We start from the raw sequence: 24,351 nt of genomic DNA, 5'->3' as shown, positions 1-24,351 counted from the left end.
CAGCAACCCGAGATGCCGTCCGGCGACGACATCCAACTGGCCCCCGAAAAGCCGCTGGCCGCCCCCAGGACCGACATGACGGTCAACGAGATGCGCGAGTGGCTGCGCAACTGGATCGGCAACGCCACCGGGCAATCACCCGACTCGATCAGCGAGAGCGCGCCGATGGTCGAACTCGGGTTGTCCTCGCGCGACGCCGTCGCGATGGCCAGCGACATCGAGGACCTGACCGGCGTCACGTTGACCGCCACCGTGGCGTTCCGCCACCCCACCATCGAATCGCTGGCCACGGTGATCGTCGAGGGCGAGCCGGAGCCCGAGGACGCCGGCGATGACGACGAGGACTGGACGCGCACGCGCGACGTCGAGGACATCGCGATCGTCGGCCTGGCCACCCGCTTCCCCGGGGACATGAACACCCCCGACCAGACGTGGCAGGCGCTGATGGAGGGCCGCGACGCGATCACCGATCTGCCGGAGGGTCGCTGGGAGGAGTTCCTCGGCGAGCCCCGCATCGCCGAGCGCGTGGCCAAGGCCCGCACCCGCGGCGGCTACCTCACCGACATCAAGGGGTTTGACGCCGAGTTCTTCGCGCTGTCGAAGATGGAGGCCGACAACATCGACCCGCAGCAGCGGATGGCGCTCGAATTGACCTGGGAGGCACTGGAAAACGCCCGCATCCCCGCATCGAGCCTGCGCGGCGGCAACGTCGGTGTCTACATCGGCAGTTCGTTGAACGACTACAGCTTCCTGGCGATGTCGGATCCGTCGATCGCGCACCCGTACGCGATCACCGGCACGGCGAGTTCGATCATCGCCAACCGGGTTTCGTACTTCTACGACTTCCGCGGCCCGTCGGTGGCCGTCGACACCGCCTGCTCGAGTTCGCTGGTCGCCGCGCACCAGGGAGTGCAGGCGCTGCGCTCGGGCGAGGCCGACGTCGCCGTCGTGGGTGGGGTCAACGCGTTGATCACCCCGCTGGTGACGGTCGGTTTCGACGAGGTCGGCGGGGTGCTCGCGCCGGACGGCCGCATCAAGTCGTTCTCGCAGGACGCCGACGGTTACGCCCGTTCAGAGGGCGGCGGAATGCTTGTGCTCAAGCGGGTTTCGGATGCCCGCCGCGACGGTGACGAAATCCTGGCCGTGATCGCGGGCAGCGCGGTCAACCATGACGGCCGGTCCAACGGTCTGCTCGCGCCGAACCCGGACGCACAGGCCGAGGTGCTGCGCAAGGCGTACAAGGACGCCGGCATCAACCCGCGCCTCGTCGACTACATCGAGGCGCACGGCACCGGCACCATCCTCGGTGACCCGATCGAGGCCGACGCACTCGGCCGAGTCGTCGGAAGGGGTCGGGCGGCCGACAAGCCCGCGCTGCTGGGCGCGATCAAATCCAATGTGGGACACCTGGAGTCGGCAGCGGGCGCGGCGAGCCTGGCGAAGATGACGCTGGCCCTGCGCAACGACAAAATCCCGCCGTCGATCAACTACACCGGCCCCAACCCCTACATCGACTTCGACGGTGTGCACCTCAAGGTCGCCGACACCGTCACCGACTGGCCGCGCTACAGCGGCTATGCGATCACCGGCGTCTCGGGCTTCGGTTTCGGCGGCGCCAACGCCCACCTCGTGCTGCGCGAGGTGCTGCCATCGGACCTCGTCGAACCTGAACCGGAGCCCGAACCCGAAGCCGAGCAGGACAAGTCGTCCGACGCGAACGCCGTCTACATCGGCGGGGTGCGGATGGACGAGTACGGCGAATTCGTCGATGAGCCGCTTGCGCGAAGAGAATCAGGCCTCGATGACGACGATGACGACGACGCCCTGGACCGCCCCGCGTACGCGCTGCAGGACGAGCCCGAACTGCCCGGCCTGACCGACGAGGCCAAGCGCCTGCTCGAGGTCGCACGCGAGGAGATGGAGGCCGAAGAACAGGCGGCTCCAGTTGTGCCGCTGGCGGTTTCGGGTTTCCTGACGTCACGGAAGAAGGCCACGGCCGCCGAGCTCGCCGACTGGATCGACAGCCCCGAGGGGCGCGCGTCGTCGCTCGAGTCGATCGGCCGCGCGCTGTCGCGGCGCAACCACGGGCGTTCGCGCGCGGTGGTGCTGGCCCACGATCACGACGAGGCCATCAAGGGCCTGCGCGCGGTGGCCGAGGGCAAGCAGCATCCGAGCGTGTTCAGCGCCGACGGCCCGGTGACGAACGGGCCCGTGTGGGTGCTCGCGGGCTTCGGTGCCCAACACCGCAAGATGGGCAAGAACCTGTATCTGCGCAACGAGGTGTTCGCAGAGTGGATCAACAAGGTCGACGCCCTCATCCAGGATGAACGGGGCTATTCGATCCTCGAGCTGATCCTCGATGACGCGGTCGACTACACCAATGAGACCTGCGAGTACCCCATCGAAGTCGTCCAGACGGTGATCTTCGCCCTGCAGATCGCGCTCGGTGAGCTGCTCAAGCACCACGGCGCCAAACCCGCTGCGGTGGTGGGCCAGTCGCTCGGCGAGGCCGCCGCCGCGTACTTCGCGGGCGGCCTGTCTCTGGAGGACGCCACTCGGGCCATCTGTTCGCGTGCTCACCTCATGGGCGAGGGCGAGGCCATGCTGTTCGGCGAATGGATCCGGTTGATGGCGCTGGTCGAGTACTCGGCCGACGAGATCGACACTGTGTTCGCCGATTTCAAGGATCTCGAGGTGTGTGTCTACGCCGCGCCGACGCAGACTGTCATCGGCGGGCCGCCCGACCAGGTCGACGCGATCATCGAGCGCTGCGAGCAAGAGGGCAAGTTCGCCCGCAAGATGCAGACGAAGGGCGCCAGCCACACCTCCCAGATGGACCCGCTGCTGGGCGAGTTGGCCGCCGAACTCGTCGGCATCGAACCGCATCCGATCAAGATCGGTTACTTCTCGACGGTGCACGAGGGTCGTTACCTGCGGCCCGGTGAGACCATCCACGATGTCGACTACTGGAAGAAGGGGCTGCGTCACAGCGTCTACTTCACGCACGGCATTCGCAACGCCGTCGACAACGGCCATACGACCTTCCTGGAGTTGGCGCCGAACCCGGTGGCGCTCATGCAGGTCGGCCTGACGACGGCGGCGGCCGGTCTGCACGACGCCCAGCTGATCGCGACGCTGGCGCGCAAGCAGGACGAGGTCGACTCGATGACCGTGGCGATGGCTCAGCTGTTCGTACACGGCCACGATCTGGACCTCCGCACGTTGTTCCCCCGGCGGTCCAAGGGTTTGGCCGGCGCGCTGGATTTCGCGAATATCCCGCCGACCCGCTTCAAGCGCAAACCGCACTGGCTCGACGCGCGGTTCACCGGCGACAGCTCGGTGATGATGCCTGGCAACCACGTCGCCACCCCGGACGGCAGGCACGTCTGGGAGTACGCCCCCAAGGGCGAGCCGGATCTGGCCGGGTTGGTCAAAGCCGCTGCCGCACAGGTCATCCCCGATGCCAAGCTGGTCGCCTCCGAACAGCGTGCGGTGCCCGGCGAGGGAGCGCGGCTGGTGACGACACTGACCCGCCATCCCGGAGGGGCCAGCGTGCAGGTGCACGCGCGCATCGACGAGTCGTTCACCCTGGTGTACGACGCCGTGGTGAGCCGCACCGGCGCCGCCGCAGCGCTGCCCGTCGCGGTGGCGACGGGAGCGGCTGTGGCTGACCAGGTTTCGGCGGCACCCGCGGACGAGCCCGAGGAAGATGCTCCGGAGATCCTGCAGGACAACCTGACTGCGGGTGCGGGCCTTGCCGCCGGCTTCGCGAAGTGGTCACCGGACTCCGGTGAGTCGATCCGCGACCGCCTCGGCGCGATCGTCGGCGGGGCGATGGGTTACGAACCCGAGGACCTGCCGTGGGAGGTGCCGCTGATCGAGCTCGGCTTGGACTCGCTGATGGCCGTGCGGATCAAGAACCGCGTCGAGTACGACTTCGACCTGCCGCCGATCCAGCTGACCGCGGTGCGCGACGCCAACCTGTATGCGGTCGAGAAGCTGATCCAGTACGCGATAGAGCACCGCGACGAGGTCGACCAACTCGCCGAGCATCAGAAGACCAAGACCGCCGAGGAGATCGCGGCCGAACAGGCCGAGTTGATGGGCGGTGCGACCACCGTCGCCGAACTCGAGCAGGTGTTGGCCGAGAAGACCGGCGTCGCCTCGGAAGTGACCAGCGCGGGCACGGCGACGGAATCCGACATCCCGCCGCCGCCGACCGACCCGAGCGGCCCGGACATCCCGCCGCCGCCGACCGACCCGAGCGGCCCCCAGCCCCAAGCGGCGTCGGGCGGCCCGTCGAAGTCGACGGTCGCGGCGGCCAGCAAGGTGCTGACCCAGGAGGCGGTCACCGAGGCGCTCGGCTCCGACGTACCGCCACGTGACGCCGCGGAACGCGTCACGTTCGCGACGTGGGCGATCGTCACCGGTAAGTCGCCGGGCGGCATCTTCAACGACCTGCCCGATGTCGATGACGCGACAGCGACCAAGATCGCCGAGCGGCTGACCGAGCGGGTCGACGAGGGAACCATCACCGCCGACGACGTCCGCTCCGCGAAGACCATCGAGGAGCTGTCCACCACCGTCCGCGACTACCTCGAGGGCGGAAAGGTCGACGGCTTCGTGCGGACTCTGCGCGCGCCGTCACAAGACTCGGACCGGATCCCGGTGTTCGTCTTCCACGCCGCAGGCGGTTCGACGGTGGTCTACGAGCCGCTGCTCAAGCGGTTGCCCGCGGACACGCCGATGTACGGCATCGAGCGCGTCGAGGGCTCCATCGAGGAGCGCGCCCGCGAGTACGTGCCGAAACTGTTGGAGCTCAACGGTTGGACGGGAGACAAGCAGGGTCGTCCGTTCATCCTGGCCGGTTGGTCGCTGGGCGGTGTGCTCGCCTACGCGTGCGCGATCGGACTCAAGCAGGCGGGCGCCGACGTGCGGTTCGTCGGTCTGATCGACGCGGTACGTCCGAGTGAGGAGATCCCCCAGACGAAGGAGGAGACCCGCGCCCGCTGGGATCGCTACGCACGCTTCGCTGAGCGCACGTTCAACGTCGAGATTCCCGAGATCCCCTACGAGGAACTCGAGGCGCTCGACGACGAGGGCCAGGTGCGCTACGTCCTCGACGTGGTGAGCCAGAGCGGGGTGCAGATCCCCGGCGGCATCATCGAGCACCAGCGCACCTCGTATCTGGATCAGCGCGCCATCGACACCGCCGAGATCAAGCCGTACGACGGGAAAGTCACGCTGTACATGGCCGACCGCTACCACGACGACGCGATCTACTTCGAACCGCGCTACGCCACCCGCAAGCCCGACGGCGGCTGGGGTGAGTTCGTCTCTGATCTGGAGGTCGTCCCGATCGGGGGCGAGCACATCCAGGCGATCGACGAGCCGTACATTGCGAAGGTCGGGGCTCACATGAGCGAGTCGATCAGCCAGATCGAGGCCGACAACACCGATCAGGAGACGCAGGGCAAGTGACGACGGAATCTCTCCCGCCCATCCGCACCAGGACCACCGCAGAACTGCTCGCCGAACTCCGCGAGAAGCTGGAACAAGCCAAGGAGCCCGGTGGGGAGAAGGCGGTCGCCAAGCGGGAGAGAAAGGGCATTCCGAGTGCCCGCGCGCGGATCCACGCCTTGGTCGATCCGGGCAGCTTCCTGGAGATCGGCGCGTTGGCGAAGACCCCCGGCGATCCGAACGCGTTGTTCGGCGACGGCGTGGTGACGGGTCACGCCAGGATCAACGGCAGGCCGGTCGGCGTGTTCAGCCACGACCAGACGGTGTTCCAGGGCTCGGTCGGTGAGATCTTCGGTCGCAAGGTGGCCAAGCTGATGGAGTGGGTGGCGATGGTCGGCTGCCCGATCATCGGTATCAACGACTCGGCGGGCGCGCGGATCCAGGACGCGGTGACGTCGCTGGCCTGGTACGCCGAGCTGGGTCGCCGCCACGAGCTGCTCCGCGGGCTGGTTCCCGAGATCTCGATCATCCTCGGCAAATGCGCTGGGGGAGCGGTGTACTCGCCGATCCAGACCGATCTGGTGGTGGCCGTTCGGGATCAGGGCTACATGTTCGTCACTGGACCCGACGTCATCAAGGACGTCACCGGCGAAGACGTCTCGCTCGACGAACTCGGCGGTGCCGATGCCCAGGCCCGCTACGGCAACATCCACCAGGTCGTGGAGAGCGAGGCCGCGGCGTTCCAGTACGTCCGCGACTACCTGGAGTTCCTGCCCGCCAACACGTTCGACGACCCGCCGATCGTCAACCCGGGCCTGGAGCCCGAGCTCACGCCGCACGACTACGAGCTCGACTCGATCGTGCCGGACAGCGACAACATGGCCTACGACATGCACGAGATTCTGCTGCGGATCTTCGACGACGGTGACGTCTTCGATGTGGCCGAGCAGCAGGGTCCGGCGATCATCACCGCGTTCGCGCGGGTCGACGGCCGCCCGGTCGGGGTGGTCGCCAACCAGCCGATGCACTTGTCCGGGTCGATCGACAACGAGGCCTCCGACAAGGCCGCGCGGTTCATCCGGTTCTGCGACTCCTACAACCTGCCTTTGGTTTTCGTCGTCGATACGCCCGGCTTCATGCCGGGTGTGCAGCAGGAGAAGGGCGGCATCATCAAGCGCGGCGGCCGCTTCCTCAACGCGGTCGTCGAGGCCGACGTGCCGAAGGTGACCATAACCATCCGCAAGTCCTACGGCGGCGCGTATGCGGTGATGGGTTCCAAGCAGCTGTCGGCGGACCTGAACTTCGCTTGGCCGACCGCGCGCATCGCGGTGATCGGCGCCGAGGGCGCGGCCCAGCTACTGGTGAAGCGGTTCCCGGATCCGACGGCGCCGGAGGTGCAGAAGATCCGCGCCGACTTCATCGAGGGTTACAACCTCAACATGGCCACGCCGTGGATCGCCGCCGAGCGCGGCTTCATCGACGCGGTGATCCAGCCGCACGAGACCCGGCTGCTACTGCGCAAGTCGCTGAACCTGCTGCGGGACAAGCAGATCACCCGCGTACAGCGCAAGCACGGCCTAACCCCCATCTAATACCCGACCCCTCCGCGAGCGTGCGTGTCTGCACACGACCCGCCGCGAAATCTCGACGCTTTGCGCACCGTCGTCGCGGCGCGAGCGTGCAGTCAGCGCCGAACCCATCGGACGATGACGGTGCCGTCGTCGCCGAGCAGTACATCTTTGCGCCGCATACGGATCTCGACATGCGCGGGTGCGGCGGCGATCCGCCGGGCGGGACCCGAGACCATCATCGGGCTGGTGGTGAGACACAACTCGTCGATCTCGTCGCCGGCGACCAGGTGGGAGAACAACGTCGGACCGCCCTCCACCAGTACGCGGTTCAGACCTAGATCGCCGAGTGCCTGGCGTATTGCGGCAGAAGCGATCTGACCGTCGGCCATCTCGCACACCACCGCGCCCGACGCTTCGAGCGCACGCCGCGCCGAACTCGCGGCACTCGCAGAGACCAACACGATCGGCGGACCCGTCGCCGCCGAAAGCAGATGGGGCGGGATCACGCCGCGACTCGATACGACCACCAACCGCAACACGGGCGACAAGCCGTGCGAGAGCCGCCAACCTTGCGCCTCCGCATCGACACGAAGATCGGCATAGGGTTTGGACGCCGCAGTGGTCGCGCCGACCAGGATCACGTCGGCGACTTCACGCAATCGGGTGAAGACTCGCCGGTCAGTCGGCGTCCCCAGCTTGCGGCCGGCACCGTCGAGCGTCACGGCGCCGTCGATGCTCGCGATGAAATTCGCTCGAAGCCTTGGGGTGGACGGGGTTTCGGGATAGGCGAGCAGGTCGCGCAGCGCGTCGTCGGTGAGCGCTTCCACGTCGTGCAGCGTTGACGGCGGCCTTGCGGCAACAGCGGTCATGGGGCGGTACTCACATTTCTCTCGGGTCGGGGGCTCAAGACACGGTCGTGACGAGGCGACAGGCCGGTGAAGAAGAACGCCGCTATCGCACCGACCGCCGCGGCCGCTGCCGGCAACAGCATCGACTGCGACATCGCGTCGGCGAATTGCGGTTTCGGCGACCCCGGCCGGAGGTTTGAAGCCTCGACGGACTCGGAGCCGATCATGACGGCCAACAAGGCGGCCACACTCGCGCTGCCGAGCGCCGCCCCGACCTGTCTGATCGTGTTGAACACGGCCGAGCCCGCACCGGCCAGATCGTCGGGCAGGGTCCGAGACGCCGTGACCGCCAACGGTTCCCAGGTGAGCGCGCCCGCGATGCCGATGAAGGTGAGTGGTACGGTCAACCGCCAGACCGGTGTGGATTCGCCCATCTCCAGCGAGAGCCAGATCAGCGCGATCGCCGTCATCGTGAAGCCGGGACACACGATGGCTCGCGGCGCGACGCGGTCGACCATCCTGCCGACAAGCGGAGCGAGGACACCGGTCGCGACCGCCATCGGTGCGACGACCAGACCCGCATGCGTCGCAGGCATCCCGCGCACTTCCTGGAGGTAGAACATCAGCGAGACAGTGAACCCGACGACGGTGAAGCTGATCAGCGCGATGCCGGCGTTGGACAGTCCGAAGTCTCGGTGCCGAAACAGTGCATGGGGTACCAGCGGCTCGGCCCGCTGAACCGATTGCCACACCACGAATCCCGCGATCAGGGCGAGACCGCAGGCGATCGCGGCCCACGTCGTCGGCCCCCAGTCGTGATTGCGTCCCTCCTGCAGTGCGAACACGATCAGGCAGATGCCGGCTCCCGACAGCAGCACCCCCAGCATGTCGAGGCGGTGCGGTCGGGCGGGCAGTGTGGGGATCAGCCGCGCCGCCAGGACGAGTCCCACCACACCGATCGGGACGTTGACGAGGAAGATCCACCGCCAACCCAACGTGTCCACCACCAGCCCGCCAGCCACCGGACCGACCAGCAGGGCGACCGCCGCCGTTGCGCCCCAGAGACTCATCGGAACGCCACGCTGCTGGGGCGGGAAGATGCGGGTGACCGCGGACAGTGTCTGCGGTGTCATCAGCGCCGCGCCGATCCCCTGAGCCACCCGCCCGCCGATCAGAATCCCGATCGATTCGGCCACGCCGCACCATAGAGACGCCAGCGCGAACAAGGCCAGGCCGGCCAGATAGACGTCCTTCGGGCCGAACCGGTCGCCGAGGCGACCGCCCACCAGTTGAAAAGCGGCAAACACCACCAGGTAGGCGCTGGTCACCCAGATGACGGCCTCGTAGGAGACATCGAAATCCTGCTTGATGACGGGGTTGGCGACCGCGACGATGGTCGCGTCGACCACGATCAGGAAGAAGCCGATCATCATCGCCCACACCGCACGCAGCGACGGCCTCCCGGTCGGCGCGTTCGGCGTGGGCACCGGGCTCACCTCCGTAAGAGGAGATGCAGCGCCTCGGCCCGCGACGCCGGATCGGTTTGAAACTGCCCGCGCACCGCGGACGTGGTCGTGACAGCGCCCGGCTTGCGCACACCGCGCATTGCCATACACAAGTGTTCAGCCTCGATGACGACAATCACGCCGCGAGGGTGCAATTTGTTCATAACCGCTTCGGCTATTTGCCCGGTCAGTCGTTCCTGCACCTGTGGGCGCCTGGCATACAGATCGACCAGACGCGCTATTTTCGACAGACCGGTGACTCGGCCGTCCTCGCCGGGAAGATAGCCGACATGGGCCACTCCGTGGAATGAAACCAGGTGATGTTCACATGTGGAGTACATCGGAATTTGCTTGATCAGAACGAGCTCGCCGTGGTGTTCGTCGAACATCGTGGTAAGCACGTCATCGGGATCGCTGTACAGGCCCGCAAACGTCTCCCGGTAAGCCCGCGCGACCCGCGCGGGAGTGTCGCGCAGACCATCGCGGTGAGGGTCTTCACCAATCGCGACGAGCAGATCGTAAATGGCGGCTTCGACGCCCGCCTGATCGAAATCGCGCCGCTGTCGGAGTTGGCCGTTACCGGTGTATGGCGCTTCGGGAGTCTGCAACATGAATGCCTCCTCGCCACATGCGAAAAGCGCCACGAAGTAGTTTGCTGCCGAAAGCCTTTCGACAGCCGATATCAATTACTAGCAGAGCACTAACGTCGTCGTCAGTTGATTTAGGAAATTCAGATCGCGGAAACGTCGCCACCGCCACCAAGTCCTCGTCCCATCCGCACGGGTCGTCCGGCCGAGGGACCTGGATGGGGCAGAGTGTCAGATCGTCGACGAACACCGCGGGCCGCCCTGCGTCGAGCTACGCCGCACATCGGCGGGTCGAATTCCCGGCGATCAGCCTAGGGCGGGTGCGCCGATCAGTTCAGGTCTCCGGCCGTGGTCGCGACATCGTCACCGAACCATTTCTCCTTGATGAGGTTGTAGGTACCGTCTTCACGAATGCGGAAAAGGGTTTGGTTGATGGGTTTACGCAGGGGACTGTCAAGCTTGGTGACGAATCCCTGGTCCTCTTCGCGGAACACCGGTCCGGCCATCACCGCCACGCCCTCACCGCGGTGCGCGACGTAGTAGCGCAGCACCGGGGCATCGAAAACCACTGCGTCGTAGCCGTCTTCGCGCAGTAGGTGGTAGCTGTCCTCGATGGTGGACGTTTCAGTGGAGTCGATGCCCATGCCCTGTAGAAAGGACGCGGCGGTGGTCCCCGCCACGGTGGCGACCCGCTTGTCATACAGATCAGCCGGACCGGTGATCTTCGCGTCCAGTTTCGCTACGGTCAACGTCGCGCTGAGGTTGGCCGAGTAGTACGCGATGAAGACGATGCCGGCGAAGCCCCATAGGATCGCCAGCGCCTTGGTGAGCGTTTTCGTTGCCGACGCGCTGTTCTTGCCCACCAGTGAACCGATGCCCCACCCGAACGACTGGAGGATTCCGGGAAAGTAGGCGCGTGAAACGACCGGCTTAGGACTACCGCGTTCAATGAGCCAGAAGACATGTGCGGGAACCACACTTACAACGATCGCGGCGCTCAACCAGATCAGCATCGTCCGTGAGAGCAGTAGGTCGAGATACCCGCCCAGGCCGGGAACCGTTGGGCGGGTGTCGCTCACCGGCACGATGATCTGCAGGCCACCATCGAGAGTCGGGTGAGAGAAGTCGAAAGACTGCTCGCGCTCGGCCGTCAGCGAAATCCCGCCGATCGCTACCTCTGCCCGCCCCTCGGCGACGTCGGTCAGCTGACCGCTCACATCGCGGCTGTCGAGGTATTCCGTAGACCAGTCCAGGCGCTTGGCAACCTCCTCCCACAGGTCCACGCTGAAACCGGTCAACTCCCCGCCGCCAGTCGGCATCACGAACGGCTCCAAGGAGTGGACCGCGACACTCACCGGCCCGGGATCGGGGCCCGGCTCAGGCTCGGCCAAGGCCCGCGGAACTGCGCCGGCCAGCGCACCCAGCAGGACCACCCACAACGCGGTCGCGGTCAGCGTCCGCCACCGCGCACTCATAGAACGGTCAACCTCTTTCAACTAGATCGGTGTGTGAACCATACAAGCCGCCGCATGGACATGGGCCGCGGCGGCGTCCCCGTGCTCCAAACGCGCGGAAAATCCAGGTGTAGCCACAGTGACACGCTCGGCACGATGCTCGCCTCCCCCAAGGGCCCATCGGAGCTCCCGGTGGTGCCGGTGCGCTCATGTCGACGATTACGGCTTGATGCGGATGTGGCCCGGGCTGTACAGACCGCTGCGCGTGGCCGTCCCGAAGTCCAGGGTCGCCGGCGTCGCCCCTTGCGCCTCAGGGGTCATCTCGAACCGGCGCAGCGAGCCCCAGTCCCGACCCCAGTCCTCCGACAGGTACGTCGCCATCACGTGCGCGCGCAACAGCAGATCCGTGATCCCCAGCAGCCCGCCGTTCAGGCCGTCCTGCCACGTGTCGGTGTCCTTGCGCTTGGCATTGTAGTCCGGAGTGATGCGGAACTTCGGAATCTCGGTGACGCCGTTGGCGTGCAGCATCGGCTGTTGGCACGGGAACGCCAAGCCGACCGCCCAGTCCATCAGCACCGGCTGCTCGGAGCCCACGTACTCCTGCACCGATCGCAGTTCGGGAACCCTGGGCGGGGTCACCGCGAGCCAGTCACCCGGCGTCAGCGAAAGGTCCTCGGCGACAACGCGAACCGCGACGGCGTCGGAGGGTATCTGAGATCGGGGGAACCGCAGGTTGCGCCACGACGGGATCGGGCCGAGGTCGTAGGGCACCATCCGGCCGGCGGGCATCAACGCGCCGTCCGGGCCCCGCCGCGCGTATTCCAACTCGACCGTCTCGCCCTCTGTGCGCCCGTTGAAGACGCTGTCGCCCGTGATGGTCCCGGCGGCGGTGACGACGACCAGCGGATGCGCGTCGTCGGGGGCGGGCAGTTCGTACCAGGCCGACGTCAACCTGCTCTGCTGCTGGGGCCCCTCGACATAGGTGCCCGCCATCGGAACCCGGTTCGAGTCGAGCCCATACGGCAACGGAACCGTCGACCCGTTGACACCAGGCTCCTTCAGCTCGGTGGGCTGGTCCCAGTCGTAGTCGGTGCCCGGCATCGGCAGGTTCATCCGAATCGCCTCGGCGACAATCTTTTCCGGAACACCGTTGGCGGTGAACCCGACGGGTCCGACACCGCCCAACGGACTTAACGGCCCGTACTGCCCGGGCAAAGGGGTCAGGAAGCCCTCGTTGGCATCGGGTTCGACGCGCACGTCGTCGGCCAAGCCGCAGCCGCCCGCGAACGCGCGCAGGTTGGCCCACGCGTTCGAATAGGTGGGGTATTGGCGAACCGCGCCGACGACCATCGAACCGACGAACACCACCACCATGAAACCCGCGACGACCGGGATCGGCGCCGCGGTCAGCGCCCTTGCGATGCGCCCTTCTCCGCGCGTTCGCGACGAGAAGTGTAGCCAGGCAGCCCATATCGCCGCGATCGCGAAGAGTGCGAAGAAGATCGTGCTGACGGTGACGCCGCCGATGGCCGGTTCGTCGTTGTTGAACGGGACGCCGTAACTGGACACGTACCACCAGCCGTTGGTGGTCGCGAAACACAGTGCGAGAACGAACAACACGGCGGCCAGGAAAGCCATCCGGTTGCGCGACCACTTCAGCACCGCTGGCGACACCAGCACGGTGGCCAGCGCCGCCATCGCCGCCCCGACCGCGGCGAACAGTCCGAAGTGATGCACCCACTTGGTGGGGGTGAACATCAGGAAGAACACCGTGCCCAGGATGATCCCGATCAACCGCCACGCCGGACCCCGTGCCACACCGGGCACGCGTCCGCGCCGCAACATGATGAACATCGAGGCGAACAGCGACAGCGCGGTGATCAGGAAGCCGAATCGACGCGACAGTGATCCGTCCACCGTCGGCAGGATCAGGTAGTAGTAGCGCAGGTTCTCGGTGTACCACTCCTGGTTCGGGCCGACGGCGGTGCGAATCCTGGTCGCCTCCAACACCGTTGCGATGGTCTGGTCGAAGAAGACGACCGTCAGGATCACCGTTCCCGCGGCCAGCAGTGGCAACACCAGCGGCCAGACGCCCACCACCTGGCGGCGACGCACCAGGATGCGCAAGAGCGGTCGACCGCCTGCCAGCAGCGCGGCCACCGCGATCAGACCCGTCGGCTGGATCCCTAGCGTGAATGCCGCCGTGATGATCGCGAACGCCGCTGGAGTGAGTCGTCCGGAGGTGATGGCTCGCTCGATCAGCACGTAGGTGATCAACGCGCCGGTGGCGATCTGGCCTTCGGGGCGCAGGCCGTTGTTGAACGGCATCCAGGCCGCCAGCAGCACCAGCCCCGCCGCCCACAGCGCAGGCTTGCTCGCGGCAACAGCAGGACCGAGTCGCGGCAGCACCTCACGAGAGAGCAACAGCCAGCACACGACTCCGCACACCAGGTCCGGTAGTCGCATCCAGATGCTCGCGTCGCTGACGCTGGTCATCATCGCGAGCAGGTTGTAGTACCAGCCGAACGGGTCCTCGGGGCTGCCGAACCATCGGAAGTAGTTCGACATGTACCCCGCGTGACCGGCCACCCGGGCCATCCCCAGGATGTAGCCGTCGTCAGAGGAGTTGGCCCCGATCACGTGCCAGACCGCGAAGCCGCCGACCACCACCACATCAGTGGGGGTGAACGTCCGCCACCGCTGCGGGATCAACCGCCGCATTCGCCGGCCGTCCAGGCGGTCTAAACGCCACAGCGCGAGCAGTGCGATCGCCGTCGACACGATGGCCAGCACCATCGCCGTCAGCTTCAACGGTGTCGGCTTTGTGGTGAAGCGGGTGTCGATCTCTGCCGACAGGCTCAGCCCCGGCGGCGCAGGGCCGGTCAGGTCGGTGAACACGCCGACGATCGCGGGGCGCAGGTTCGGGTCCGGGAAACCGGTGTACTGCGGCGAACCGTCCGCCTTCGTCAGCCCGACGAAGTCCGCGAAGGTGCCCTCCTCCGAGGAGGTGATCTCGATGCGTGAGCATCCCGGGGTGTCCCCGGTGCCGACCACCCGGGCCCGGGGGACGCTGGCCACCACCACGTTTCGGTCGGTGATGTCGACACGCTGCGGGTTGACCGTGATGAACAGACTCTGCAGCGCGGCCTGCTTACCGTCCTTAGGTGCGGTGCTCAACACAACTCCGCCGCGCGGCGGCATCGTGCGGATCACCTCGCACGGCACGGTCACCGACATCCGCACCGGAGTCTGCGTGATCAACGGCGCGGTGACGCTGTTCAACTCGCCCTGCTGCGGCCAGTTCAGCGATGCGGTGGTCTGTTCCACCGGAAGCAGGGGAGTCGCCACCGACAGCACGAAGCCGATCAACCCGGCGATTGCCGCGACCCAGCGGGCGATCCGCACGTCGGAACTCGATGTCTGGCTCATGGCAGCGCCCTGATGGGTCCGTTACGGCTCCAACCGAACACGCGCACAGCCCCCTGCTCGACGACCGCGTCCGGCGCCTCGGATTCGGGCACCACCCGCAGGTACCGCTCGATCGAACCCCAGTCCCGGTACCAGTCGTCGCGCAGATAGGTGGGCACGGTCGAGGTGCGCAACAGCGCCTGGATGAACAGGAACGGACCACCGTCCTCGGCGGACTGCCACTGGTTCGAGGACACGACCACCTGCTTGAGGTTCGGGAGGATGCGGTATTCCGGCAACTCGGCGATGCCGAGATGTTCGGAGAACGGGCGCTGGCAAGGGAAGTTCGCGGCCGTCGCGATGTCCATCAGCACGGGCGTCTGCGAGCCGAGGAACTGCTGCGCCGTGACGAGCATCGGCACCCGCGGCGGGGTGAACGCGAACCACTGGTCGGTGGACAGGTTCGGGTCATCGGCGACGATGCGCGCGACATTCGCTTCCGGCGGCGCCGATGCGAGCGGGAAACGCAGGTTGCGCCAAGCCTTTTGAGGACCGGGGCCGACGTCGATCGGCTGCACCTCGGCCAGCGGCTGATAGCTGCCGTCGGGGCGGTGCACACCCCACTGCAGCTTCAGCGACTGCCCGTAGTTGAACGAGCCGTCCTCTTCGTAGAACCAGATCGCGCCCGCGGCCGCGACGGTGACCAGCGGCCGGTCCGGGGTGCGTGGCGGCAGCTGATACCACGCCGAGGTCACCTTGGCCGCGACAGTGTTCTCGTCGTAGCTGCCCATCACCGGCGTGCGGTCGGGGTCGAGTCCGAACGGCAGGAACACATTCGAACCGTTCACGCCGACGGGTCCGTAGCCGCCGCCGGTGCCTGCGGCGAAGCCGATCCCGATGTTGGGTTCGTTCGGTGAGCCGTCGGAGTTGACGGTGCCCGGGTTGGCGGTGATCGGCTCGGGCGGTTCGAGGGTGTCGCTGACGCCGTTGGGGTTGAAGCCCACGGGGTCCTCCCCGCCGAGCGGTCCGTACTCGCCGAAGCGTTGACCCGGAACCGGTTGCAGCATACCGGCGTTCGTGTCAGGCTCGACGAGCACATCGTCGGCCATGGCGCAGCTGGTGTCCGAGAGCCCGGACTTCAGTGCCGAGAAGTTCGCCTTGGCGGTGGTGTAGACGGGGTAGCGCTGCACGGCGCCCTTGGCCATGGAGCCGACCTCGAGCACCACCATGATCGTCGCCACCACCAGCAGCGGTGTGGAGGCGAGTACGCGGTTGCGCTTGGTGTTGGCGACCTCCGTGTGCCCCGCGTAGTCCATCCGGAAGTGCAGCCATCCCGCGAGCAGGCCGGAGATGATCGCCAGCGCGAGGAAGATCCCGGTGACCGGGATACCGGCGATCACCGGCTGCTTGTCGAACCACGGCACACCGTAGTTGCCGACATAGAACCAGCCGTTGATACCCGATGTCGCCCAGGCCAATACGAACAGCAGCGCGGTGACATAGAGCGCGAGGTTGCGGCGGCTGTGCAGCCCGACGCGGCTGAACGCGAACGCCGTCACCGCACCGAGCGCACCCGCCAGACCGGCGAACGCGCCGAACTGCACTGCCCACTTGGTGGGCGTGAACGTCAGCAGCAGAAGGCCGATCGCCGTCGACCCGATCAGCCGCCACACCGGCCCGCGCGCCATGCCGGGCACACCGCCGCGCCGCAGCAGCACCGCGAGCATCCCGAACAGGCAGAGCAACAGCACCAGCACCGCGAAGCGTCGGGTCAGCGACGAGTCGATGCTGTCCTCGACGGTGAGGAAGTAGTAGCGCAGGAACTCCTGGTACCAGGCGATCGTCGGGCCGACGACGTACTTGATGCGGGCCGACTCGGCGACAGTGGCCAGAGTCTGGTCGCGGAACACCACCACGAAGATCAGCGCGAGCGCGGACAGCAGCGCGGCCAACGGCGCCAGCACACCGTCGACCGGACGACGCGCGCGTATGGTGCGGACGATCGCGCGGGCCCCGACAAGCAGGGGCGCCATCGCGATCAGTCCCTGCGGCGCCAACGTCACGCTGAACACCGCGACGACGATCGCCAGCGCGGCAGGCCACGTCCGCCGTGTGGCCACGGCGTTCTCCACCAGCACCCACACGGCGACGGTGCCGAACGCGATCAGCGGTTCAGGCCGCAGGCCGTTGTTGAACGGCAACCACGCCGCCAGGAACACCGCCCCCGCCGTCCACACCGTCACCCGGTTGGCCGCAAGCCGACGGCCGAGGCGCGGCAGGATGCAGCGGCTGACGATCAACCAGGCGCAGATGGCCGCCAGCGTCGCGGGCACCCGCATCCACACGCTGGCGGTGCTGACCGAGGCGAACGCCGCGAGCACCGATTGGTACCAGTCGAACGGGGCCTCCGTGGCACCGAAGAAGCGGTAGTAGTTCGCGGTGTAGCCGGCGTCGGCGGAGACGCGGGCGATGGTGAGGTTGTAGCCGTCGTCTGACGACAGGGCGCCGATGACGTGCCACAGCAGCAAGGTGCCCACGACGGCCAGGTCGGCCACCCAGTGCCAGAAGCCCACCCGCCAGAACCGCCGCCAGGCGCGCAGCACGCGGCGACCGCTGCGGAGCCCAATGTCGCCGCCGGAGCGGCTCCGGCGGTCCAACACCGCCATCGCGACGATCGACGCGATCACGCACAAGACCCCCAGCACCATCACGGCGAGCTTGAGTGCAGTGGGGGAGGTAATGAAGCGGGTGTCGACGTCGACGCGCGCCTCGAGCCCCTCCTGTGGCGCGACCTCCAGATCCGTGAAGACGCCCGCGACCTGCGGCTTCTCCTCGGCGGGCAGCGTTCCCACGGCCCCGGGCAGCCCGATGAAGTCGGCGCCGGCCTCGCCGGGGTTGGCCCAGATGTGCAGGGTGCTGCAGGCGCCGTCCTCGACAGCGGGCCGCGGCGCGACCGCGGCGACGGAGTCGCGGAACGCGACCACCACGACGTCTTCGGTGGCGCGCACGAACAGCCCGTTACGGCTCGCATCGATGCCGCCCGGCGGGACGGTGGACAGCACCAGGCCGCCGTCGGCGGGCAGGGTGGCGACGGCCCGGCAGGGGATGGAGATGTCAAGGGCCTGCGGAGCGCCGGAGACCAGCGGGGCGGTGATGTCGCTGACGAACCCGTCGGGTCCGGTGCCCTGCGGCCACAGGATGGTCGCGGTGGTCTGTTTGACCGGCAGCAGCGGGACCAGCCCGCACAACAGTACACCGGCGATGCCTGCGACCACGGCGATCAGTCGCGCGATCCGATGGGCAGGCACGAGCGTCGATGGTAGGCGACGAAACGAAGGGAGTCGGCGACGCCGGGCCATTATGCCTAGATCTGCTAGGGTCTGACCTAGCAGATCTAGGTATGGGAGCCGCTCGCGTGCACATCGACAAAGATCTTGTGGCCGCCTCCGCCACACCACTGGTGCTCGGCATCCTCGCCGACGGCGAGTCGTACGGATACGCGCTCATCAAGCGGGTCAACGAGCTGTCGGGCGGCCGAATGCAATGGACGGACGGCATGCTGTATCCGCTGTTGCACCGCCTGGAACGACAGGGCTACGTCTCGGCGGACTGGCGGGTGTCCGACGGCGGGCGTCGCCGCAAGCATTACGCGATCACCGCCGCCGGTCGGGAAGTGCTCGCCGAGCGACACCGGCAGTGGACGGTCGTCGCCGAGGCGTTGGACCGCGTGTGGAGCGGCATGTCCCCCGGCATGTCCCCGGGGTGGGCGTGATGCGGGCGGATACCGAACTCGAGTCGCAGATCGCCCATTGGCGCGGCTACATCCAGCGGCACCGCGCGATCGCCGCAGCGGACGTCGACGAGATGGAAGACCACCTTCGCGAGCAGATCGCCGACCTATCGCGCTCCGGGCTCGCCGACGACGAGGCCTTCCTCGTCGCGGTCAAGCGGATGGGCAATGTGGACGCGATCTCGCGTGAGTTCGCCCGCGAGCATTCCGACCGACTGTGGAAGCAACTGGTGCTCGCGTCTGAGAACACCGCCGACGGTCCGGCCCAACCCAGTCGGGAACTGCTCGTCGTCCTCGCGCTCGGGCTAAGTGCGGGCATCGCGGTCAGGGTCGGATTCGCATTGCTCGGCGACGAGCTCAGCTTCGGGCGCAACGCCGCGTTCCTGGTCTTCCCGTTTCCGGCAGCCTATTTCGCCTGGAAGCGCCGGCTGCGCTGGTGGCACTGGGCGTTACTCATGGTGCCCGCCGCGGTGCTGGCCGTCGCTGTCAACACCTATCCGTTCGGCGAAGACTTCTCGACGAACCCTGACACCGAGGTGCTGGCCGCTCTCCACACGCCGATCGTGCTCTGGCTGCTGGTCGGGGTGGCCTACGTCGGCGGTCGGTGGCGATCCCATTCGCGCCGAATGGATTTCATCCGGTTCACCGGTGAATTCGTCGTCTACCTCACGCTGCTCATGCTCGGCGGCGGTGCGCTGATGATGTTGACCGCCGGCGCCTTCGATGCCATCGGCGTGGATCTGGAGGATTTCGTCAGCATGTGGGCGCTGCCCATCCTCGTACCGCTGGCGGTGCTCGTAGCGGCGTGGCTGGTCGAAGCCAAGCAAAACGTCATCGAGAACATCGCACCGGTGCTCACGCGGGTATTCACGCCGCTGACGATCATCATGCTGCTCGCGCTGCTGGTGGCATTCTCGGCGGCCGGCAGCGTCATCGGCGTGGACCGCAACTTGCTGATCATGATGGATCTCATCCTGATCCTGGTACTCGGGTTGCTGCTGTATGCGATCTCCGCACGCGATCCGCTGGCCCCGCCCGCTGCGTTCGACTGGCTCCAACTGGTTCTCGTGTTCAGCGCGCTGGCCGTCGACGCGCTGATGCTCATCGCGATGCTCATGCGCATCGCCGAGTTCGGCTACAGCCCGAACAAGGTCGCCGCGCTCGGGATGAACCTCGTGCTGCTGGTCAACCTCGTCTGGTCGGCGTGGTTGGTGCTCGGCTTTGTCCGGCAACGGCGACCGTTCGGCGACGTCGAGCGCTGGCAGACCCGCTACATCCCGATTTACGGGGTGTGGGCCGCGTTCGTGGTGCTGGCACTGCCGCCGCTGTTCGGCTTCGTCTGACCCGGGAGCCTTGTGCGCTCTAACGGGTTGATTCCCCGCACCACGTGCGTGCGATCCACCTGTTAAGGGGTTATCCCCAGCGGCGCCAGCATCACCCTGGCCGTCATGGCGCGGCGCCTTCAGGCTTGGCGGTGTGACGCGATGGCACCTCGGGCAGCTCGAGGCCATCACCTTGGCGCAGGACGGTGTCGTCGCTCGCCGCCAGGTACTGGCCGCCGGTGGTACCGACTTCGATGTCGCCAGACTGGTACGCCGTCGTGAATTGATACCGCTCGAGCGCGGCGTCTACGTGAATCACAGCGGCCGCCTCACGCAGACGCAGCGCCACTGGGCCACGGTGCTGGCATTCTGGCCTGCCGCGCTGGCCCACGCGTCGGCGCTGCCCGACCCGCCGATGACCGTCGTGCACGTCGCCATCGACCCGGCGCGCAATCTGCGGCCACTGCCACGGGTGGTGTTGCACCGGATGCCGGATTTCGCTCAGCGCGCCGATCTCGACCGCAGCCCGCCGGCGATCCGCCTGGAACACGCACTGATCGACGTGATCAGCAGTGAACTTCGCGACGAAGATGTCGCCGCGGCCTTCGCCGTATTGGCGCGGGTGTGTGCCACGCGGCGCACCACCCCCCAGCGGATCCTGCAGACCCTCTCTACACGCCGCCGTGTCGCGGGTCGGCGGACGTTGGAGGCCATGCTCACCGACCTTCGCGACGGCGCATGTTCGGTGCTGGAGCGTGGCTACCTGCATCGAGTCGAGCGGGCGCACGGGCTGCCGCGAGGGGAGCGCCAGATCCGCAGCACCGCGACCGGCCGCTCGACATTCCAAGATGTGCGCTACAAGCGCCAGGGAGTCGTCGTCGAGCTGGACGGTCGCGCGTTTCACCAGTCGCCGCGCGATCGCGATCGGGACGCGCTGCGTGACCTCGCAGAGCTGAGCCGGTCGGACCTCGTCACGATCAGGGTCACCTACGGACTCGTCTTCGGCGGCGCGTGCCGCACGGCTCTACTGATCGGCGGCCTGCTCCGCCGCCGCGGCTGGACCGGTCGGCCCCGAAGCTGCTCGGCATGTCGTCCCGCGATCGCTCTAACGGGTTGATTCCACGCACCACGTGCGTGCGATCAACCCGTTAAGGCCCGCAAGCTCAGGACAGGCGCAGCGGCGCCGGGCTCCACAACCCGCTGCGCGTCGCCGTGCCCAGGTCCAGGCGCGCCTCCGCGGCGTTCGGGTACCACGGCGTGAGCTGCTGCAACGAGCCCCAGTCCCGGAACCAGTCGTCGTCCAGATACGTCGGCACCGTCGTGGCCCGCACCAGCAGTTCGGTGATGCCGAGCGGCCCACCGCCGAGGTAGTCCATCACCGGCGAGTTCGCCTCGGCCCCGAACCGGTCGGGCAGGATCCGCCACTTGGGCACCTCGACGACGCCATTCTGGTGGCCGAACGGCCGCTGGCAGGGGAACGCCAACCCGACCAGCCAGTCCAGTAGCACCGGATCCGACGACCCGACGACATCCTGAAGCGTGCGCAATTCCGGGATCCGCGGCGGCGTCACCGCGATCCAGTGCTGCGGGTCGAGGTCTTCGTCGGAGGCCACCAGTCGGATCTGAGTGGCTTCGGGCGGTATCGCGGTCAGCGGCGCCCGCAGGTTGCGCCACGCGGGGGAGGCGCCGACGTCGGCGAACCCGATCCCACCGCCGGGCTCGTCGGCGGCGGCCTGCGCGTCGGTCGCCCACTGCACCGTGACCTCGCCCGCGTCGAACCGGCCGGCCGCCGAGATGACGAGCAGCGGGCCGGCGTCGTCGCGGTCCGGGAGGCGGTACCACGCCGAGCGCAACTGCGCAGGCTGCTGCGTACCGGAGCGCCAGCTGCCCATCACCGGGGTGGTGGCCGGATCGAGTTTGTAGGGCAGCCGGGCCCTTGAACCATTGACACCGGCGGCGACCGTCGTGCCGCCCTCGGTCCCGCCGTTTCCGGCTTGGTCGTCTTCGCTGTCGGTATCGGCGAAGTTACTCGAGGTGCCCTGACCGCTCATCGTCTCGTCGGCGGAGACGTCGCTGGGAATTCCGTTGGGGTTGAACCCCTGTGCGGTGCCTGCGCTGAGCGCCTCACCGACGGGCGTGCCGATCGGCGTCAGCATGCCGACGTTGGGGTCCTCCTCGACGAGCACGTCCTCGGCCATCCCGCACGTCTTGCCGGCCAGGGCTTCGAGGTTGGACCGGCCGACGCTCCACGCCGGGTACTGGTCGATCATGGCCAGCGTCAGCGAGAGCACCTCGAACACCACCAGCAGCCATGTGGCGATGGCCAACGGCGCCTGCAGCATTCGTTGCCAGCGCCGCTGCGGGCCCGGTGGGGACGAGTCGCGCCCGGAGAAGTGGAACCACGCCGCGGCGATCAGGGTCAGCACGGCCAGCCCCAGCAGGATCGTCGAGAAACCGAACTTCCACTCCGGCATGGCGTTCGACCACGGCACACCGAAGTTCGACACGTACCACCAGCCGTTGACGGTGGCGAACGAGAGCGCCATCGCGAACAGGACCGCGGCGCCGAACACCGAGCGGTTGCGGCGCGAGCGCATCGCCGTGGCGGTGACGGCGACGGCGGCCAGTGCGCCCAACGAGCCGGCCAGCCCGGCGAACACCCCGAAGTGATGGGTCCACTTGGTCGGCGTGAACATCATGGCAAAAAACGAGATGACCGTGATGCCGATGATGCGACGGCTGGGACCCAACGCCGTGCCGGGAATCCTGAACTTGCGCAACGACATCGCGACGGCAACGGCCAGCGCCAGCAACAGTGTGAGCACCGCGAACCGGCGCGCCACCGAACCGTCGGGGCTCAGCGTGAACAACCGCTCGTAGCGGATGTGCTCGTCGAACCAGCTCAAACTCGGCCCGATCGCCGACTTGAAGGTGCTGGCCTGCATCTCGGAGGCCAGCGTCTGGTCCCGGAAGATCAGGATGATCGTGACGGTGGCCGCGGCCAGGATCGGCGCCAGCAGCGCCAGGTAGCCGAAGCGTGAGACATGCGCGGCAACAATGGTTTTCAGTGGTCCGACGGCGACCAGCAGCGCACCCACGGCGGCGATGCCCGTCGGGCCGGAGAACAGCGTGAGCGCACCGATGATGATCGCGATCGCCACGGGCAGCAGCCTGCTGGTGGCCACACCCCGCTCGACCGAGCACCAGGTGAGAAGGATGCCGAGCGCGATGATCGGTTCGGGGCGCAGCCCGTTGTTCAGCGGCAGCCAGAACGCCAGGAACAGGCCCGCCGCCGTCCACGCCGCCGCAGGTGTCTTCTTCACGGCGTGGCCGAGCCGCGGGATCACCTCGCGGCTGATGACCCACCAGCACGCCAGCGCCATCACCAGCGTCGGCAGGCGCATCCACACGCTGTGCGTGCTGACGTGCGCCCACAACGCCAGCAGGTCGTAGTACCAGCCGAACGGCGCCTCCGGCGTGCCGAACCACCGGTAGTAGTTCGCCATGTAGCCGGCGTGCTCGGAGACCCGCGCCATCGTCAGGATGTAGCCGTCGTCGGCGGTGTTGGCGCCGACGAAGTGCCACCACACCAGCACCGCGGTGACGACGCCATCGAGCGGTCGCAGCGTCCACCACCGCGGGGGCAGGAACCGTCTGACGCCGCGGCCGTCGGCGATATCGAGAAGATGTAGCGCGACCAACGCGATGACGGTCATCGCCACCCCGATGATCATCGCCAGCGTCTTGAGCAGCGTCGGCGACGTGCTGTAGCGGGTGTCGAGCGTCGCGGATAACTCCAGACCCGGTGGCGCCGGACCGCTGAGGTCGGTGAAGACACCGACGATCTGGGGGCGGAAGTCGTAGCCGCCGCGTTCACCGCGCAGCGGTTCGCCGGGGTTTTCGCTCGGGATCCGTCCGGGACCCTGGACAAGGCCGACGAACTCGCCGGTCACCTTGTCGGCGTGCGCGGTGAAGGTCAGCCGTTGGCACTGCGGGCTGAGCACCTGATCCAGCGGCGCACTGACCACCGGGGTGTTGCGCACGATCACCAGCAGGTCGTCGTTGACCCGCTCGATGAGAAGGCCGCGGTCGATGGCCTTGGGCGCCTGTTTTGGCACGGTCGACAACAGCACCGTGCGGCCCTGATCATCGGGACCCGCCAGCCCGGCCGCCGCGCGACACGGCACGGAGATCTCAAGGTCGGTCGCGACGTAGCCGATGAGTGGGGCGTCCACGCTACGCAGCACACCGTTCTGCGGCCAGTTCAGTTCGGCGGTGGTCTGCGTGACCGGCATCAACGGCGTCGCGACAGCCAACAATGCGCCGAGCAACCCCGCGACGATGGCGATGAGCCGCACCGTCCGATGGTTCGACCCGACACCGGCTTCACCGACCACGGGGTTCGA

At 67.4% G+C, this 24,351-nt stretch carries 12 protein-coding genes; 5 read left to right on the top strand and 7 right to left on the bottom strand.

The window, feature by feature from the left end:
* Nucleotides 1-12 precede the first annotated feature (12 nt).
* Together pks13 and AAHH99_RS02890 are read left to right on the top strand one after the other, a co-directional pair.
* On the top strand, nt 13-5,481 hold the full coding sequence (pks13, locus tag AAHH99_RS02895) for a polyketide synthase Pks13 (RefSeq protein WP_418767582.1): 5,469 nt from the start codon (nt 13-15) through the stop codon (nt 5,479-5,481).
* A gap of 20 nt (nt 5,482-5,501) precedes the next feature.
* A complete protein-coding gene (locus AAHH99_RS02890; RefSeq protein WP_094288866.1) occupies nt 5,502-7,052 on the top strand; it encodes an acyl-CoA carboxylase subunit beta in 1,551 nt (516 codons plus the stop codon).
* 92 nt (nt 7,053-7,144) lie between these two features.
* Here the strand turns inward: AAHH99_RS02890 and AAHH99_RS02885 are convergent, their stop codons facing one another.
* The 6 genes from AAHH99_RS02885 to AAHH99_RS02860 all read right to left on the bottom strand — a co-directional run bounded on the left by AAHH99_RS02885 (nt 7,145) and on the right by AAHH99_RS02860 (nt 18,192).
* The gene (locus tag AAHH99_RS02885) at nt 7,145-7,900 is read right to left on the bottom strand and encodes a dihydrofolate reductase family protein (protein WP_418767310.1); all 756 of its coding nucleotides are present in this window, start codon (nt 7,898-7,900) and stop codon (nt 7,145-7,147) included.
* Entirely contained in the window at nt 7,897-9,366 is a 1,470-nt protein-coding gene (locus AAHH99_RS02880) for a DHA2 family efflux MFS transporter permease subunit (protein WP_418767309.1), read from the bottom strand. The genes AAHH99_RS02885 and AAHH99_RS02880 overlap by 4 nt, the downstream gene beginning before the upstream one ends.
* 5 nt (nt 9,367-9,371) lie before the next feature.
* Entirely contained in the window at nt 9,372-9,995 is a 624-nt protein-coding gene (gene folE / locus AAHH99_RS02875; RefSeq protein WP_418767308.1) for a GTP cyclohydrolase I FolE, read from the bottom strand.
* Between the two features lie 305 nt (nt 9,996-10,300).
* Entirely contained in the window at nt 10,301-11,446 is a 1,146-nt protein-coding gene (locus AAHH99_RS02870; RefSeq protein WP_418767307.1) for a transporter substrate-binding domain-containing protein, read from the bottom strand.
* 198 nt (nt 11,447-11,644) lie between these two features.
* A complete protein-coding gene (locus tag AAHH99_RS02865; RefSeq protein WP_418767306.1) occupies nt 11,645-14,854 on the bottom strand; it encodes an arabinosyltransferase domain-containing protein in 3,210 nt (1,069 codons plus the stop codon).
* A complete protein-coding gene (locus AAHH99_RS02860) occupies nt 14,851-18,192 on the bottom strand; it encodes an arabinosyltransferase domain-containing protein (RefSeq protein WP_418767305.1) in 3,342 nt (1,113 codons plus the stop codon). Before AAHH99_RS02860 ends, AAHH99_RS02865 begins: the two co-directional genes overlap by 4 nt.
* Before the next feature lie 56 nt (nt 18,193-18,248).
* On the opposite strand from AAHH99_RS02860, the gene AAHH99_RS02855 reads away from it, so the two are divergent.
* The 3 genes from AAHH99_RS02855 (at nt 18,249) to AAHH99_RS02845 (ending at nt 21,062) form a co-directional block, all read left to right on the top strand.
* Complete coding sequence (locus AAHH99_RS02855; RefSeq protein ID WP_418767581.1) at nt 18,249-18,605, top strand: PadR family transcriptional regulator; 357 nt, start codon at nt 18,249-18,251, stop codon at nt 18,603-18,605.
* Nucleotides 18,605-19,966: a permease prefix domain 1-containing protein gene (locus AAHH99_RS02850; RefSeq protein ID WP_418767304.1), complete on the top strand. Its 1,362-nt coding sequence runs from the start codon at nt 18,605-18,607 to the stop codon at nt 19,964-19,966. The genes AAHH99_RS02855 and AAHH99_RS02850 overlap by 1 nt, the downstream gene beginning before the upstream one ends.
* A 133-nt stretch (nt 19,967-20,099) precedes the next feature.
* Nucleotides 20,100-21,062, top strand: a complete 963-nt coding sequence (locus AAHH99_RS02845; protein ID WP_418767303.1) for a hypothetical protein — start codon at nt 20,100-20,102, stop codon at nt 21,060-21,062.
* A gap of 46 nt (nt 21,063-21,108) precedes the next feature.
* On the opposite strand, the gene AAHH99_RS02840 is transcribed toward AAHH99_RS02845, so the two are convergent.
* On the bottom strand, nt 21,109-24,342 hold the full coding sequence (locus AAHH99_RS02840) for an arabinosyltransferase domain-containing protein (RefSeq protein ID WP_418767302.1): 3,234 nt from the start codon (nt 24,340-24,342) through the stop codon (nt 21,109-21,111).
* Between the last annotated feature and the right edge of the window lie 9 nt (nt 24,343-24,351).

This window comes from Mycobacterium neumannii (assembly GCF_048452905.1).
GTDB lineage: Bacteria > Actinomycetota > Actinomycetes > Mycobacteriales > Mycobacteriaceae > Mycobacterium > Mycobacterium neumannii_B.
The sequence above is the reverse complement of the archived record's forward strand: the minus strand, read 5'-3'. Positions and strand labels throughout refer to the sequence as shown.

Coding starts and splice junctions, on each gene's coding strand:
- pks13 (WP_418767582.1), top strand. CDS start 13: ATGCCGTCCGGCGACGACATCCAACTGGCCCCCGAAAAGCCGCTGGCC.
- AAHH99_RS02885 (WP_418767310.1), bottom strand. CDS start 7,900: ATGACCGCTGTTGCCGCAAGGCCGCCGTCAACGCTGCACGACGTGGAA.
- folE (WP_418767308.1), bottom strand. CDS start 9,995: ATGTTGCAGACTCCCGAAGCGCCATACACCGGTAACGGCCAACTCCGA.
- AAHH99_RS02870 (WP_418767307.1), bottom strand. CDS start 11,446: ATGAGTGCGCGGTGGCGGACGCTGACCGCGACCGCGTTGTGGGTGGTC.
- AAHH99_RS02865 (WP_418767306.1), bottom strand. CDS start 14,854: ATGAGCCAGACATCGAGTTCCGACGTGCGGATCGCCCGCTGGGTCGCG.
- AAHH99_RS02860 (WP_418767305.1), bottom strand. CDS start 18,192: ATGGCCCGGCGTCGCCGACTCCCTTCGTTTCGTCGCCTACCATCGACG.
- AAHH99_RS02850 (WP_418767304.1), top strand. CDS start 18,605: ATGCGGGCGGATACCGAACTCGAGTCGCAGATCGCCCATTGGCGCGGC.